This is a genomic window from Anaeromonas gelatinilytica (genome assembly GCF_016820635.1).
GTDB lineage: Bacteria > Bacillota > Clostridia > Tissierellales > SIT17 > Anaeromonas > Anaeromonas gelatinilytica.
On sequence record NZ_WSFU01000030.1, the window covers coordinates 18,085 to 33,135 of the forward strand.

Sequence of the window (15,051 nt, forward strand, 5' to 3'; positions counted from 1 at the left end):
TCACCCTTATATCCAATTGGATATAAGGGTGATTTATTAAATTTATTTTGTAATAACTTCAGCTACTATATCCATAGGATCTAATAAAGGTTTATCTACATTGTTATCATTTAAAACTAATGATACTTCGGTACAACCAGATATTAAAATCTCTGCTCCATTTTTTATAAGTTTATTTCCTGCATTTTTTAATAGATTTAAAGGTTCATCTCCTGTATTACCACTTTTAATACCATTTTTTCCATAAATGGCTTCCATTACATTTTCTTTTTGGTCTGATTCTGTTGGGTAAATTATATCCATATTAGTAAGATATTTTTCAAAAAGACCAGTTTTAATAGTACCAGTAGTAGCCAATATACCAATTTTTTTAGTATCAGGATAATTGTTTTTAATGTAGTTATTTAATTCTTGTAATGCATTTAATATTGGAAAAGATAGTTCCTTTTGTATATCTTCTATAAAATAATGAGCAGTTATACAAGGGATACATCCTATATCCACATTAGTTTTTTCTAAGTTTTTTCCAGTTTCAATCATAGCTTGTACAGGACTTTTTCCCGATCCTAGTATGAATTCAGTACGATCTGGAATTTTTACATTACTATCTATTATTACACGAAAATGATCTTGATCAGTTTTTGCTTGGGTAGATTTTATTATTTTCATAAAAAGATTCGATGTAGCCTCAGGTCCCATTCCTCCTAAGATTCCTATAATTCTATCGTTCATTATTAATCTCTCTCCTTACTATTCAATTATCTGTATATCTTCTGTTCCTGCAACTCTATTTCTTAAAGGCTTATATAATAAGTTTTTACTTATATCAGGTCTTGATTTATGTATTATATCAAGAGCTATGTGAGCCCCATAATCCATACCTTGACATCCAGCTAACAATACTATATCACTATTTTTAGCTTGTGAAAGACCATATGCTATGGCATCTTGTAATTCTTCGTATAAATTCACCTTGATATTAGCATTATTCATTACTTCTTTAAATACTGATATTTCTTCAGTAGTCACCTTATCTTTTTCTGTAACATGGGATTTACTTAAAGTAGCAGTTATTTCAGTTAGTCCTAATTTTTTAGCCCACTTAGCTATAATTTCAGCATTTTCTCTATTTACAGTTGGACCACGACTTCCTCGAATTGCATATACTAAAGTTAAATCTTTATATACCATACGGCTTAATGTTCCTAGAGTTACATCAATATTGCCTGCATTGGCAAAATGATCATCTATAATTTTAAAATTGTCTTCAAATATAAATTGGAATCTGCGCTCTACTCCAACAAATTCTTTAAGACTTTTTTGAATGGTTGGTATTGGAATTTCGGATAGAAGAGCAATTGCAATAGCAACCATTGAATTATATACCGAATGATAACCTGGAACTGAAAGACTTATTTTAAATTCTTTTGGAGTATATTCTGTATTGCCTGTTTTAAAAGATCTTTGAATTACCACAGTAAATTCAGCTCTACCAGTGGAAATATCTAAGTTTTTACAATATAAATCTCCATCTTGACCTTCTACGCTAAATGTTAGGACATTAGCCTTTGTTTCATTAATTAATTCTTTAAGTCTTGGAGAATCTACATTTAATATAGCCCATTTATTAGAGCCTGCATTTCTGATAAGACTTGCCTTTGCATTAAAATATTCTTCAAATGAGCCATGTAAATCAATATGTTCTCTACTTATATTATTAAAAGTAACTATATCGAAGTCTACATTAGATACTCTATTAAGTTCTAATGCCGAAGAAGAAACTTCCATTGTAACATGAGAAATATCTTGCTTTTTCATTTGGCTAAAGTAATTTTGTAAATCTAGAGATTCAGGTGTAGTTAAAATAGATGGAATCATAGAGTCTCCAAATCTACTCATTACCGTACCAATAAGGCCTGTATTATATCCATGGTTACTTAATATAGTATCAGTCATAAAAGAAGTCGTAGTTTTACCATTTGTACCAGTAATTCCTATGATTTTCATGTCTTTAGAAGGATTATCATAAAATTTATTACTTAGTGCGGCTAATGCTTCACGGCTATTTTCAACCTTATATTGAGGAATATCCCATCCTTCTTGAAATTCTTCTACAACTATTGCATCAGCACCGTTTGCTATTGCTCCCATAATATACCTATGTCCATCAGTTTTGTAGCCTTTAATACAGACAAATAAATTACCTGGTTTTACTTTTCTAGAGTGATATGCTATTCCGCTAATATCCATATTTTTTTCTTTCCAAGATTCCAATATATTAATTGATTCTAATAAAAAATTTAATTTAATCATTTGTATCTCCTTTCTAAAGGAAATATAAAAAATTGATTATTTCCTTATTTAAATACTTTTTCTTTAATACGTTTTAGTATGTTTCCTAAAAATACAAAGGCTGGTTTGGGATCATTGAAATCCCATATAGCATAAGCCTTAGGTTTAAAATAAGATTTTAAAACTTCAGATATAGTTAATTGTTTAGTTTGTATATATTTTTTAACTGCTAATAAATCCTCATAAGCATACCAAAATACCAAATTTGTATTTTCAGTTATAGATTTATCTTGTAATGGAGAACCTATTAAATCCATATATGCTATATATGGCATATTAAGTCCAGCCTTATATAATAAGCTGTTTAAATTTGTAGTTCTTGCATTTATCTCAATTAAATAGAAATCTCCTGTTTCAGAATCCTTTTTAAATTCAATTTCTGCAAAACCTTTAAAGCCAATGTTTTCTAGAAAACTAGCTCCTAAATCATACAATTCAGGAAAATATTTTTGAGCAGTATAAACTGAAGCTCCAAAATTAATTGGATATTGACGATATTTTTGACAAGTCATCCAATGTGTTACTTTGTTATTTTGGTCGATATATGCATCAAAAGTATTCATATGATCATCAAATCCAGGTATTATTCTTTGAATAATAACTTCTAAATTTACATCTTGTGATTTTTTAATAGCTTCCTCAAGTTCTTTCCTATTATATACCTTAAACAACTTTTGTCTAAATTTTGATACAAATGCTGGAGAATCCACTGGTTTAACTAAGCATGGATACTTAATAATGTTTTCTACTTTTTCAATATAATTTTCTTCATCAAGTCTAACTGTTTCAGGAACCAATACATCATGTTCTTCTGCTAATCTATGCAGTGTTTCCTTATTCATAACTTTTGTATAGAGTCCCTTTTCAGTTTGAGGTATTAAATAGTATTCTTTTAATTCTATTAGATATTTATCTATAAATTCTACATAAGGATCAGCACTAGGAAATAGTACTGGAGTATGTTCCTGTTTTTTTGCATAATCTATTAAAAATTTTAGAAGTCCTTCAGGATTTTCCTTATAATGAGGAGCTATTAATTTTTCGTTTAAATATTTAGAAGCAAATCCATAGGTTCCTTCATTAGAATAATCTATTGCAGTAACTTTTATTCCTTGTATACCTAAACATCGAATAATACTAAGACCTATATAATAATTTGCTCCAAGAACGATAGCTTTATTTTTCATAGTTTCACTTCCTTAAAAATGTAAATGGTACATTGTTTTATCTAATAAATTTTATCACATATTTGTATGGTAGGGAAGTAATTATGATATTATATATTTAATATAATTTTTGCCATCTAATACTAATATTATAAGAATAAAGGTCCAATTCTTTTGAAGTTATCATATATATTTAATTCATTTCTAATAAATTTTATCATAATTATAGTTATGAATCTAATTAAACAAGTATTTTTTGGTAAATATACATATAACATGATATAATAAAAAAGCATAGAAATAATTAGAAAAGGAGTTGTAATTTATGTTAAATAAAAATTACTCAAACTTATTAAGTGTGGGAGTTAGACGACTTAATAGATAAGTGCGTTTAACTGATTTATTGGCGCTCCTTATTTATTAAGTCGTCATATATATTTAAATAGACTTATAAATATAGGAGGATATAGAATTGAATAATAATACATTTAAAACCTTAGAATATAGTGAATTAAAGGAAAGAGTTAAAGAATTTTGTGTAAGTGGATTAGGTAAAAAATTATTAGATAATTTAGAGCCAACTAGAAGTTATGATGGTACTAAAAGAAGATTACAGGAAACTTCTGAGGCTAAAAGAATATTGAATAATACAAATCATGTACCTTTTGATGGTATATATGATATAAGTAATATAATTGACAAAGTAAATAAGATAGGACAATTAGATTCTAGCGAGATTGTTAAAGTTTCGGATTTCTTGAGAGGATGTAGAAGAATTAAGAAATTCATGATAGATCAAGAATTTTATGCTCCAGTATTGAGTGAATATGCCTTATCTCTAAGTGAATTTAGAGATATTGAGGAGGAGATTAATTATTCGATCAGAAATAATAGGGTAAATTCTTCAGCTAGTAAGAATCTAAATAGAATAAGAAGAAAAATTGATAGTTTAGAGGATAAAATTCAACAAAAATTAAATAAATTTATAACATCGGCCACATATAAAAAATATCTTCAAGAATTTTTTATAAGCAAAAGAAATGATAAGTATGTAATACCAGTAAAAGCATCTTATAAAAATAAGATAGATGGAACTGTTATAGATGTATCAACAAAGGGAACTACAGTATTCATAGAACCAATTTTAGTTGCCAAATTAAATAATGAGTTAAATTCTCTAAGATACGAGGAAAAATTAGAAGAGTATCAAATCTTAGCATATTTAACTGGATTAATTCATGAAAAAATCAGATCTATAAGTATAAACTTAGAATTAATATCTCAGTATGATATGATTTTTGCTAAGGGAAAATACAGTAGTAAGATAGAAGGAATAGAACCAAAAATTAATTCTTATGGATATATAAATATTATAAGAGGAAAACATCCTTTATTAGAAGAAGACTGTGTACCATTGGATTTTACTATAGGAAAGGATTATAGATCTTTAGTAATAACAGGACCAAATGCAGGAGGGAAAACTATATCTTTAAAAACAGTAGGAATATTGACATTGGCGGTTCAGTCAGGTTTTCATATACCAGCTGATAAAAACACAGAAATATCAGTATTTGAGAATGTTTTTGTAGATATAGGAGATAATCAAAGTTTGCAAAATGCTCTTAGTACATTTTCTTCTCATATGAAAAATATATCAGAAATAATTAATAAAGCTGACAGTTTATCATTAATCTTATTCGATGAAATAGGTACAGGAACGGAACCAAATGAAGGAGCAGGTTTAGCTATAGCAATACTAGAGAGTTTATATAAAATAGGGGCTATAAGTATATCTACTACTCATTATGGTGAAATTAAAAATTACGCTAGAAATCATCCTGACTTTCAAAATGCTTATATGAAATTTAATCCTGAAACATTAGAACCTTTATATAAAATGGTTATTGGAGAAGGTGGAGAAAGTAATGCTTTATGGATATCAAAAAAGATGGGTATAAGGGATTCAGTATTGAAAAAAGCAAGATCTTATATAAACAATAAAAATTATGATTATAGTATTGTTAACGATAATAAAATAAGAAAACAAGAGGATTTAGTTAGTAAGAATATTGATGATAGTATTGAAGAAGAATTAAGAGTAGGAGATAAAGTTTCAATTCTTCAAACGGAAGAAGAAGGTATTGTTTATAAAGAAAAAGATAAATACAATAATATAGAAGTAATGGTGAATAATGATTTCATATCTTTAAATGTGAAAAGAGTAAGACTTTCTATTAAGAGGGAATTATTATATCCTGAAGGGTATGATTTAAATTCATTATTTGTTTCCTATGAAAAACGAAAATTAGATAGAGACATTGAAAGAGGTTCAAAGAAAGCTCTTAAAAAAATATATAAAGAGATAAAAAATAAATAATTGAAATTAAGATGAATGCTATTTTTGTAGCATTCATTTTAATATTTTGTTTATTTTTCTTTTAATATTGTGGTATATAAGTATATAGACTGATAAAATATTATTATTAGTTATTTTTAAGGAGGTTTTTCATATGAAGTTAGTGTCATGGAATGTAAGTGGGCTTAGAGCTTGTATTAAAAAGGGATTTTTAGAATATTTTAATGAGGTTGATGCAGATATTCTTTCTTTACAAGAAATAAAACTTCAAGAAGGACAGATAGATTTAGAGTTAGAAGGATATTATCAATATTGGAATTATGCTGAAAAAAAAGGATATTCTGGTACGGCAGTATTTACTAAAAAGAAACCATTATCAGTTAAATATGATTTGGGGATTGAAGAGCATGATAAAGAAGGTAGAGTTATTACATTAGAATTTGATAAGTTTTTCTTGGTTAATGTTTATACTCCAAATTCTCAAAGGGGTCTAGCTAGATTGGAGTATAGAATGAAATGGGAAGACGATTTTAGAAATCATCTTAAAGAGTTAGATAAGGAAAAACCAGTCATATTATGTGGGGATTTAAATGTAGCTCATAATGAAATAGACCTTAAAAATCCTAAGAACAATAGAAAAAATGCAGGATTTAGTGATGAAGAAAGGGATATGATGACAAAATTATTGGATTCAAATTTTATAGATACTTTTAGATATTTTTATCCTGATAAAGAAGAGGTATATAGTTGGTGGTCCTATATGAGGAAAGCTAGAGAGAGAAATTCTGGATGGAGAATAGATTATTTTATTACTTCAGAAAGATTAAAGGATTTACTAGTAGATTCTAAAATACATATGGATGTAATGGGAAGTGATCATTGTCCAGTATCATTGGAATTATCAACATAATAAAATATCAAATTTTAAAATCTAATTATGAATTTATAGTTAGATTTTTTGTTTTTAGATATATAAATTATCAAATATATAAGATATGAAGTAGGAAACTGAGAAGAATAGAAAATATATGATGGTTTTATAATATATTATGATTGGTTGTGACTGATAATAATATCATTGGTGACTGATTATGAAATTAATTGAACGAAAATGATTGACTTTTGAAAAGCTATAATTTATAATAAATATAAAGAGGTGAATACTATGTTGACAGAGGAAAGACAGAAATTCATATTAGATACTTTGAACAAAAAAGGAATTGTAAAGGTCAATGAGTTAGTTAAGACTACTGATGCCTCAGAATCTACAATTAGAAGAGATTTAACTCATTTAGAAGATTTGAATAAATTAAAAAGGGTTCATGGAGGAGCCACATTATTAGAGGGAAGATATAATGAGGCTAGTTTTAAGGATAAGCTTATTCATAAGCAGGAGGAAAAGGTTGCCATAGCTAAACATGCAGCTTCATTGATAGAAGATGGAGATTCTATATATTTAGATGCAGGAACTACAATCTATGAAATGACACAATTCATAAATCAAAAGGATATTTTTGTAGTTACTAATGGAATAGATAATGTAGAACCTCTTTTAGAAAAAGGAATAAATGTTTATATTTTAGGTGGAAAAATCAAATCAAAGACTAAGGCAGTAACAGGAGTTGATGCTATAACTAATCTATCAAAATTTAGATTTGATAAAGCATTTCTTGGCATGAATGCTATTCATTTAGAATATGATCTGACTACTCCAGATACCGAAGAGGCTAAGATGAAGGAAAAGGCAATAGATTTATCTGGAGAATCATTTGTATTAGTAGATGATAGTAAATTTAATAAAGTAAGTTTTGTTAAAGTTGCAGATTTAGATAGAGTAACAGTAATAACAAATAAAGAAAATAGACATTATGAAGAATATTTACAAAAAACAGATATAGAGGTAGGGACAGAATGATGATATATACAGTTACATTTAATCCAGCGATAGACTATATTTTAGAATTGGAAAGCTTTAATGTAGGAGGTGTAAATCGATCAAAGAAATCATACAAGTATCCAGGAGGAAAAGGAATTAATATATCTAGGGTATTAAATAAGCTTGAAGTTGACAATTGTGCATTGGGATTTGTAGGTGGATTTACAGGAGAATTTTTAAAAGAATATTTAACAGATGAAGGAATAAAAACAGACTTTATAACTGTAGATGGAAACACTAGAATTAATGTAAAACTTAAAATTCAAAGGGAAACAGAAATAAATGCTCAAGGTCCAGAAATAAAGAAAGAAGATTTAAACAAACTCTATGAACAAATCGAATATTTAGACTCTAAAGATTTCCTAGTATTAGCTGGAAATGTACAGAAGAGATTACCTAGAAATATATATTCAAATATTCAAGAAAAATGTGAGAAAAAAGGTATAAAAGTAATAGTAGATACTACTGGAGAATCATTAATATCCACAATAGAAAACAAACCATTTTTGATAAAACCAAATAATCATGAGCTTGGAGAAATATTTGATGTTGAAATAAATAGTAAGGAAGAAGCTATAAAATATAGTAAAAAATTATTAGAAAAAGGTGCAGAAAATATTATTATATCTATGGGTTCAGAAGGAGCGGTATTGGTATCAAAGGAAGGAATATATCATGGAAGTGCTCCTAATGGATGTGTGAAAAATTCTGTAGGTGCAGGAGATTCATTAATAGCTGGGTTTTTAGCTAAATATTCTCAAGGAGAAGATATAATAGAAGGATTTAGATGGGGAATTGCAGCGGGAAGTGCCACAGCTTTTTCAATAGATTTATGTTCTAAAGAAGAAGTTGAGAGTCTTATAAAAGAAGTTAAAATTGAGAGATTATGTTAATAGAAGGGAGAGTTGGATATGAAAATTACCGATTTGATTAAGAAAGATACTATTATTTTAGATTTAAATTCTTCTACAAAATCAGACGTAATTGAAGAATTAGTTGATAAGTTAGATTCAGCAGGTAGACTTAAGGACAAAGATGGGTTTAAAAAAGATATATTAAAAAGAGAAGGGGAAAGTACAACAGGTATTGGGGATGGAGTAGCTATTCCTCATGCTAAGAGTAGTGCAGTAGAGACGCCTTCTATAGTTTTTGGTAGATCACAAGAAGGGATAAATTTTGAAGCTCTTGATGGAGAAGTAAGCAATTTATTTTTTATGATTGCTGCCAGTGAAGGAGCTCATAATGATCATTTAGAAACTCTTTCAAGATTGTCTACATTATTAATGGATTCAAAATTTAGAGAAGACTTATTAAAGGTTGAGTCTGAAGAAGAGATATTATATTTGATAGATGAGAAGGAAAAAGAAAAGCTGAAAGATGAAGAAGGAAAGAAAAAAGCAGAAGTTAAAAATAAAGGGACTATATTGGCAGTAACTGCTTGTCCCACTGGAATAGCTCATACCTATATGGCTGCGGATTCCCTTAGGGAAAAGGCTGAAGAAATGGGAGTAGATATAAAGATAGAAACTAATGGTTCCACTGGTGTGAAGAATAGATTGACTGAAAAAGAAATAAAAAATGCTACAGCAATAATAGTATCAGCAGATACAAAGGTTGAAATGGATAGATTTGATGGTAAGATAGTTATTCAAACTCCAGTTTCTGCGGCTATCAAGGAACCAGAGGAATTAATTAAAAAGGCATTAGATAAAGAAGGAGATTTATATAAAGCTAATAGAACTTCTAAAACCGAAGAAAAAGCTGAAGGTAGAAAGGGAATTTATAGAAATCTAATGAATGGAGTCTCCAACATGCTACCATTTGTTGTAGGTGGGGGTATATTGATAGCCTTAGCTTTCCTATTTGATTTTAACAACGCAGGAGCGGCCGATTATGGTTCTGGAAATAGTATAGCTGCATTCTTCAATGACCTAGGTGGTGTAGCATTTGGGTTTATGTTACCAGTATTGGCTGCATTTATAGCATCTTCTATAGGAGATAGACCAGCATTGGCAGTAGGATTTGTTGGAGGGGCATTGGCTGCTAATGGAAATGCAGGATTCTTAGGAGCTTTAGTAGCAGGATTTATTGCAGGATATTTAGTATTAGGATTAAGAAAAATATTTAATGTATTACCTGAGTCTTTAGAAGGGATTAAACCAGTATTACTATTTCCTCTATTTGGAATACTATTGATTGGAATCATAATGAACTTCATAATCATACCTCCAGTGGAAGCCATAAATACAGGAGTAAATAATTGGTTATCTGGATTAGGAGGAGCAAATAAATTATTATTAGGATTATTATTAGGTGGAATGATGGCAGTAGATATGGGTGGACCAGTAAATAAAGCAGCTTATGTATTTGGTGTTGCATCTGTTGCAGAAGGAAACGGTCATATAATGGCTGCTGTAATGGCAGGAGGAATGGTTCCACCATTAGGAATAGCCCTTGCAACTACATTCTTCAAAGATAAATTTACAGAAAAAGAAATAGATGCAGGTAAAACTAACTATGTAATGGGATTATCCTTTATAACAGAAGGAGCAATACCTTTTGCAGCAGCAGATCCAAAGGCAGTCATTCCTTCGATAATAGCAGGATCAGCAACAGCAGGTGGTTTATCAGCAATGTTTGGTGCATCTTCTCCAGCACCCCATGGAGGAATATTTGTATTCCCAGTAGTTACTAACTGGTTAGCATATTTAGTAGCAATTTTAGTAGGATCAATAGTAGCAGCAATTCTATTAAATATCTTTAAAAAGCCAGTAGAATTAGAAAATCAATAGAGCAAATAGAGGGAGTAAAAAATTATAATAAGTATAGTAAAAAGGTGAATGGATAAGTAACATATTTAAAAGAATAAACGACAGTTCATGTTGTTTATACTGATAAAAATGTTGTTTATCCATTTACTATTGTAATTATCTGGATAAGGTATATTATTGAGTTAGAAAGTAAAAATGATATCTTGAGATTTTATTCAAAAAAGATCTATTAAAGATTGATGAGGAGGGTTGGTATGGATAGTCCATAAAAGTAGTAAGAATATTTTAAAGATATAATTAATTATTCAAGAATGATTAAGTAAATAGGAGGCGTTAGTTATGGTTAAAGATGTTAATCATACAAAATTCATAATATTTTCAATTATCATTTTATTATTTTTTATATCGATTACAATGACTTCAGAAGCTGCATATTCTATTAGAGTGAGGAAACAATGGGACAAAGTAACTCAAGATGTAGGAACTATAAATTATTTAGTATATGATACAAATATTAGCTATATAAATTTAACGGTTGTAAATGGTTATACTTATTCTACTTCAACGAAAGATATAACATCTGCAAGCGATAGATTACTTAAAATTATTTCTAGAGTTAGGTATACTAGAACGTATAAGGTGTATTAAAATTTATTAAATAAATTTTATAGATGAAATGGAAGATAAGCTTATGCCTTTATTAATAGGAATCGTATAAGATAAAAACCTTAGTATAAGGAGAAGATAAAAATGAATGTATTAGAAGTGAAAGATATATCTAAAACATTAGGACGGAATAAAATATTAAAGGATATATCCTTTAGTATAGGAAAAGGTGAAATAGTAGGGTTTGTAGGACCTAATGGTGCAGGAAAAACTACAACAATAAGAACTATTACAAATTTAATTTTTCCAGACAGTGGAACAATATCAATTTTTGGATATGATCTTATAAAAGAAAGAGAAAATGCATTAAAAAATGTATCTGCAATAGTTGAAAATCCAAGTCTTTATACATATCTGAGTGGTAAAGATAATTTGGAATTAGTGAGAAAATTAAATGGAATATCTAAAGAAAAGATGAATGAAATAATTGAATTTGTAGATTTAACTTCTAGAATAAACGATAAAGTTAGAAAATATTCTCTTGGTATGAAACAAAGGTTAGCATTAGCAATGTGTTTATTAACTGAACCTAAGCTTCTTATATTAGATGAACCTACGAATGGTTTAGATCCTACTGGAACTATTGAATTAAGGAATATTCTAATTAAATTATCAGAAGAAAAAAGTATTTCTATATTTATTTCTTCTCATATTTTAAGCGAAATAGAAAAAATATGTAATAAAATTATATATATAAAAGAAGGACAAATTGTAATTACAAAAAGCTATGATAAAAATAGCAAATTAAAGATGATTAAGTTGGTTATTGAGGATTCCGTAAAATTAGATTCTAATTTTAAAAATGCAGGACTGGTTGAAGATTATACTATAATTGATAATGAACTAATTATATCTCTAGATATAGATAATTTAAGTAAATTATTAAATTATTTTGCAAAAAACAATATTGAATATTCAAATTTTGAAATTTTGAATTCCAAGGTAGAAAAGGAATATGCAGAAATATTTGGAGGAGAAAAATAATGATTACGCTTATAAGTTTTGAGTTCAAAAAGTTTTTTAGTAAAAAGAAAAATATTATAATAATATTACTTTTATTTTTATTTACTTTACTATTTATACTATTAAATAATAATATAAATAGTGATAAAAAGGAATCAGAATTATTTTCTCTTGAAGAACATATTGAGTCTTTTGAAAGTTCATTAGAGGAATTAGAAAATGATTATGAAAATTTTAAAGATGAAAAACCAACAGTAGCTAATAATATAAAAAAGATAATAGATGATCATGAAATGCAAATAGATATATTGAAAAGGAAAAAGCAAGGACTAATAAGTGGTGATTGGAAAGAGAGTCTTAAATCAGATATAGAATTTGATAAGTATACTTTAGAAGGTAAAAAAGATGGTACTATTGTAGGGGGTGAAGATTCCAATATAATAGAAGAGAGATTAGAAGTCAATAAAATTCTTTTGGAAAAAAACATAAAACCAATAGATACAGAAACTTCAGTTACAGCATGGAATTTCATGAAATTATTAGTTAAAAATTTAGTACCCCTTATAATTATAGTATTAATTCTTTTATTTTCTTCAGATGCTGTATCAAGTGAAATGGATGAAGGTACATTTAAGATTTCACTTTTACAACCTATTACAAGAAATAAAATCATTTTATCTAAAATAATTTCATATTCACTCATATGTATATTAATATTAACAGTATTATTTTCTGCTTTCTTTTTAGGATTGGGGATTATAGAAGGTTTTGGGTCTTCAGAGTATCCTACTAAATATTATAATGGAAGTTTTACAAATTATTTTGGAAATAATGCGGAAGACGGTGTTGAATATATTCAGATAAAAAAATTTATATTATATATAATTCCTTTCTTGATTTTACTGATATTAGCTATAGTGGCGATATCTGTATTTATATCGACAGTCGTAAGTAATAGTTTAGCTGCTATAAGTATTTCAGTAATAGGATATATATCATTTTTTATAATAAATTCTCAACTTGGAATGGTTTCCAAAATTGCTCACTTAGTACCTACTACTTATTCTAATATCCCTCTTTTATTGAATGGTGAAGCAATTGTGATATATTCAAATAATAATATAACTTATATTAATGGAATTATTGTATTGTTAGCAATAATATTAATATTTAATACTTCGTCGATATTTATGTTTAGAAAGAAAGATATATTGTAATATCAATAATAAATTTTGAAATTAGAGGGTTAAATTGGAGGTCTGTATATGAAAGCATTAAAAATAAATACATTAAATAAGAAGTTAATATTAACTTTTTTAGTTATAAGCTTGATTATATTAAGTTTTTCAATTAGTATACAAGCAGCACATGCAGAAAGAGTTTTAAAATCTTGGGATCATGTAGAGAGAGTTGGGTATTCTCCTTATAATGAGAATTTTAATTATATTACATTAAGTTATGTTAATGGATATTCGTATTCAACTTCAACAAAAAATACGACATCTAGTGGGGACCTTTTAAAGGGTATTTATAAAAGAATAACTTATACTAGAAGTTATCGTGTATATTAAATTTAATTTATATTAAATAAAAATAAAACCTTCTAATTTCAAATAGTTATTTAATAAATTTATTATATTATTTTGAGTATGTTTTTTAATGAGGAGTGTTAAATAAAATTACTTTACCACCAGAATTAAAATTAGAATCAAAAAGTTATAATTTTAAAGCTAGATATTTTGTTTCAAATTCAGCAAGTGATGTATGGAGAGGAGAAATGAAGTGGAAGAAAAGAGATGGTAGATTATTTTTTGCGATATCGCTTCTTGTGATTTCGGTTGTTGGATCTTTTGGAGTTACTTCCATTGTTTATCAGGCAACAGGATGGCGAATGCCTACTTGGTTAGCTTGGGCTATCATTGGAGCCGGTACTGTATCAGTTGTTGTTGGTTTGTTAGCTACTTATGGTGGGGTTACCGTAGCACCAGGAGTTGTTAAGGCTCTTTTAGCTGCGGATAGTGTATCACTTTAAACATTAGTTTTAAAGTCAAATTACTTTAAATTAATTTTTCTTCTCAAGAAATTTGGACTGCTTGCTTTTAAATTTGTGAGGTGAATGGAGAAAAAATGAATTTTTTAAAAGCTATACTAACTATCATAATGATTATTCTATTTGTATTGCTAGTATATTCATTTTTGACAAAGAAGACAATGGATTTTACTATTGCTATAATCTTTTTTATTGTTGTGATTTTATTCTTTATCTTTAATTTAAAGGGGAAATAGTAATTGAAATTAAAACTAAAATCGTTTAGTACAGTAAGAGGAGTAATAACGATATTTTTTCTGTTTTTTGTGATTGGGATTTTGGTAGCTATATTAATTAATCCAGAATCTGGAGATATAACTAACTTAGATAAATATAAGTCATTGAGAAAAATTTTAAATAATAATGTGATATTGATACTAATAATATATGTTATATCAATATTATCTCCAATACCACCAATTATAATTATTGCTCAAAATGGATTAGTATTGGGTGCTTCCATAACATGGATCATAAAGTTCAATCCTATATTACTGATACTTTTATTACCGCATGGCATCTTTGAAGTTCCAAGTATTTTAGCTACTGCATTTATTATTAATAGAGGAAGAAATCTATTCAGGGATGATCCACGTGTTTTTGTTAAAATATTGTTCATACATTTACTTGTAACAATTTTGTTAGCTATAATCGAAGCATACATTACTCCTGAACTAATAAGATACATATAAAGACTAACTATATGAAGTCAAATAAAATTTAAATATTTATCATTCCAAAATTAAAGTATA

The 15,051-nt window shown here is 27.8% G+C and carries 14 protein-coding genes; 11 read left to right on the forward strand and 3 right to left on the reverse strand.

The genetic code is table 11. From position 1 onward, the window contains the following. Window positions 1-42: 42 nt before the first annotated feature. Genes cuyB through GOQ29_RS02595 form a run of 3 tightly spaced genes read right to left on the reverse strand, consistent with a single transcriptional unit; the run spans window position 43 to window position 3,539 of the window. Window positions 43-732, reverse strand: a complete 690-nt coding sequence (gene cuyB / locus GOQ29_RS02585; protein WP_203371071.1) for a cysteate racemase — start codon at window positions 730-732, stop codon at window positions 43-45. Between the two features lie 18 nt (window positions 733-750). Beyond that, window positions 751-2,313 carry a Mur ligase family protein gene (locus GOQ29_RS02590; RefSeq protein WP_203371072.1) on the reverse strand — a complete coding sequence of 521 codons (1,563 nt, stop codon included), beginning with the start codon at window positions 2,311-2,313 and terminating at the stop codon, window positions 751-753. Window positions 2,314-2,357: 44 nt separating this feature from the next. Then, complete coding sequence (locus GOQ29_RS02595; RefSeq protein WP_203371073.1) at window positions 2,358-3,539, reverse strand: carboxylate--amine ligase; 1,182 nt, start codon at window positions 3,537-3,539, stop codon at window positions 2,358-2,360. 451 nt (window positions 3,540-3,990) lie between these two features. Here GOQ29_RS02595 and GOQ29_RS02600 point away from each other — a divergent pair, with 451 nt between their 5' ends. The 11 genes from GOQ29_RS02600 (at window position 3,991) to GOQ29_RS02650 (ending at window position 14,991) form a co-directional block, all read left to right on the forward strand. Further along, window positions 3,991-5,895 carry an endonuclease MutS2 gene (locus GOQ29_RS02600; protein WP_203371074.1) on the forward strand — a complete coding sequence of 635 codons (1,905 nt, stop codon included), beginning with the start codon at window positions 3,991-3,993 and terminating at the stop codon, window positions 5,893-5,895. Between the two features lie 133 nt (window positions 5,896-6,028). Next, complete coding sequence (locus GOQ29_RS02605) at window positions 6,029-6,784, forward strand: exodeoxyribonuclease III (protein ID WP_203371075.1); 756 nt, start codon at window positions 6,029-6,031, stop codon at window positions 6,782-6,784. Between the two features lie 255 nt (window positions 6,785-7,039). Further along, window positions 7,040-7,789, forward strand: coding sequence for a DeoR/GlpR family DNA-binding transcription regulator (locus tag GOQ29_RS02610; RefSeq protein WP_203371076.1), 750 nt, complete (start codon window positions 7,040-7,042; stop codon window positions 7,787-7,789). Beyond that, window positions 7,786-8,703: a 1-phosphofructokinase gene (gene pfkB, locus GOQ29_RS02615; protein ID WP_484477053.1), complete on the forward strand. Its 918-nt coding sequence runs from the start codon at window positions 7,786-7,788 to the stop codon at window positions 8,701-8,703. The genes GOQ29_RS02610 and pfkB overlap by 4 nt, the downstream gene beginning before the upstream one ends. 18 nt (window positions 8,704-8,721) lie before the next feature. Then, window positions 8,722-10,602, forward strand: a complete 1,881-nt coding sequence (locus GOQ29_RS02620) for a PTS fructose transporter subunit IIABC (protein ID WP_203371077.1) — start codon at window positions 8,722-8,724, stop codon at window positions 10,600-10,602. 318 nt (window positions 10,603-10,920) lie between these two features. After that, complete coding sequence (locus tag GOQ29_RS02625; RefSeq protein ID WP_203371078.1) at window positions 10,921-11,229, forward strand: hypothetical protein; 309 nt, start codon at window positions 10,921-10,923, stop codon at window positions 11,227-11,229. A 102-nt stretch (window positions 11,230-11,331) separates the two neighbouring features. Further along, window positions 11,332-12,231, forward strand: a complete 900-nt coding sequence (locus GOQ29_RS02630) for an ABC transporter ATP-binding protein (protein ID WP_203371079.1) — start codon at window positions 11,332-11,334, stop codon at window positions 12,229-12,231. After that, window positions 12,231-13,427, forward strand: coding sequence for an ABC transporter permease subunit (locus GOQ29_RS02635; RefSeq protein ID WP_203371080.1), 1,197 nt, complete (start codon window positions 12,231-12,233; stop codon window positions 13,425-13,427). Before GOQ29_RS02630 ends, GOQ29_RS02635 begins: the two co-directional genes overlap by 1 nt. A gap of 48 nt (window positions 13,428-13,475) precedes the next feature. Then, window positions 13,476-13,781, forward strand: coding sequence for a hypothetical protein (locus GOQ29_RS02640; protein ID WP_203371081.1), 306 nt, complete (start codon window positions 13,476-13,478; stop codon window positions 13,779-13,781). A 95-nt stretch (window positions 13,782-13,876) separates the two neighbouring features. After that, the gene (locus tag GOQ29_RS02645; protein WP_203371082.1) at window positions 13,877-14,242 is read left to right on the forward strand and encodes a hypothetical protein; all 366 of its coding nucleotides are present in this window, start codon (window positions 13,877-13,879) and stop codon (window positions 14,240-14,242) included. A 257-nt stretch (window positions 14,243-14,499) separates the two neighbouring features. Beyond that, window positions 14,500-14,991: a stage II sporulation protein M gene (locus GOQ29_RS02650; protein WP_203371083.1), complete on the forward strand. Its 492-nt coding sequence runs from the start codon at window positions 14,500-14,502 to the stop codon at window positions 14,989-14,991. Window positions 14,992-15,051: the final 60 nt, after the last annotated feature.

Coding starts and splice junctions, on each gene's coding strand:
- GOQ29_RS02625 (WP_203371078.1), top strand. CDS start 10,921: ATGGTTAAAGATGTTAATCATACAAAATTCATAATATTTTCAATTATC.
- GOQ29_RS02630 (WP_203371079.1), top strand. CDS start 11,332: ATGAATGTATTAGAAGTGAAAGATATATCTAAAACATTAGGACGGAAT.
- GOQ29_RS02635 (WP_203371080.1), top strand. CDS start 12,231: ATGATTACGCTTATAAGTTTTGAGTTCAAAAAGTTTTTTAGTAAAAAG.
- GOQ29_RS02595 (WP_203371073.1), bottom strand. CDS start 3,539: ATGAAAAATAAAGCTATCGTTCTTGGAGCAAATTATTATATAGGTCTT.
- GOQ29_RS02620 (WP_203371077.1), top strand. CDS start 8,722: ATGAAAATTACCGATTTGATTAAGAAAGATACTATTATTTTAGATTTA.
- GOQ29_RS02610 (WP_203371076.1), top strand. CDS start 7,040: ATGTTGACAGAGGAAAGACAGAAATTCATATTAGATACTTTGAACAAA.
- cuyB (WP_203371071.1), bottom strand. CDS start 732: ATGAACGATAGAATTATAGGAATCTTAGGAGGAATGGGACCTGAGGCT.
- GOQ29_RS02605 (WP_203371075.1), top strand. CDS start 6,029: ATGAAGTTAGTGTCATGGAATGTAAGTGGGCTTAGAGCTTGTATTAAA.
- pfkB (WP_484477053.1), top strand. CDS start 7,786: ATGATGATATATACAGTTACATTTAATCCAGCGATAGACTATATTTTA.
- GOQ29_RS02590 (WP_203371072.1), bottom strand. CDS start 2,313: ATGATTAAATTAAATTTTTTATTAGAATCAATTAATATATTGGAATCT.
- GOQ29_RS02640 (WP_203371081.1), top strand. CDS start 13,476: ATGAAAGCATTAAAAATAAATACATTAAATAAGAAGTTAATATTAACT.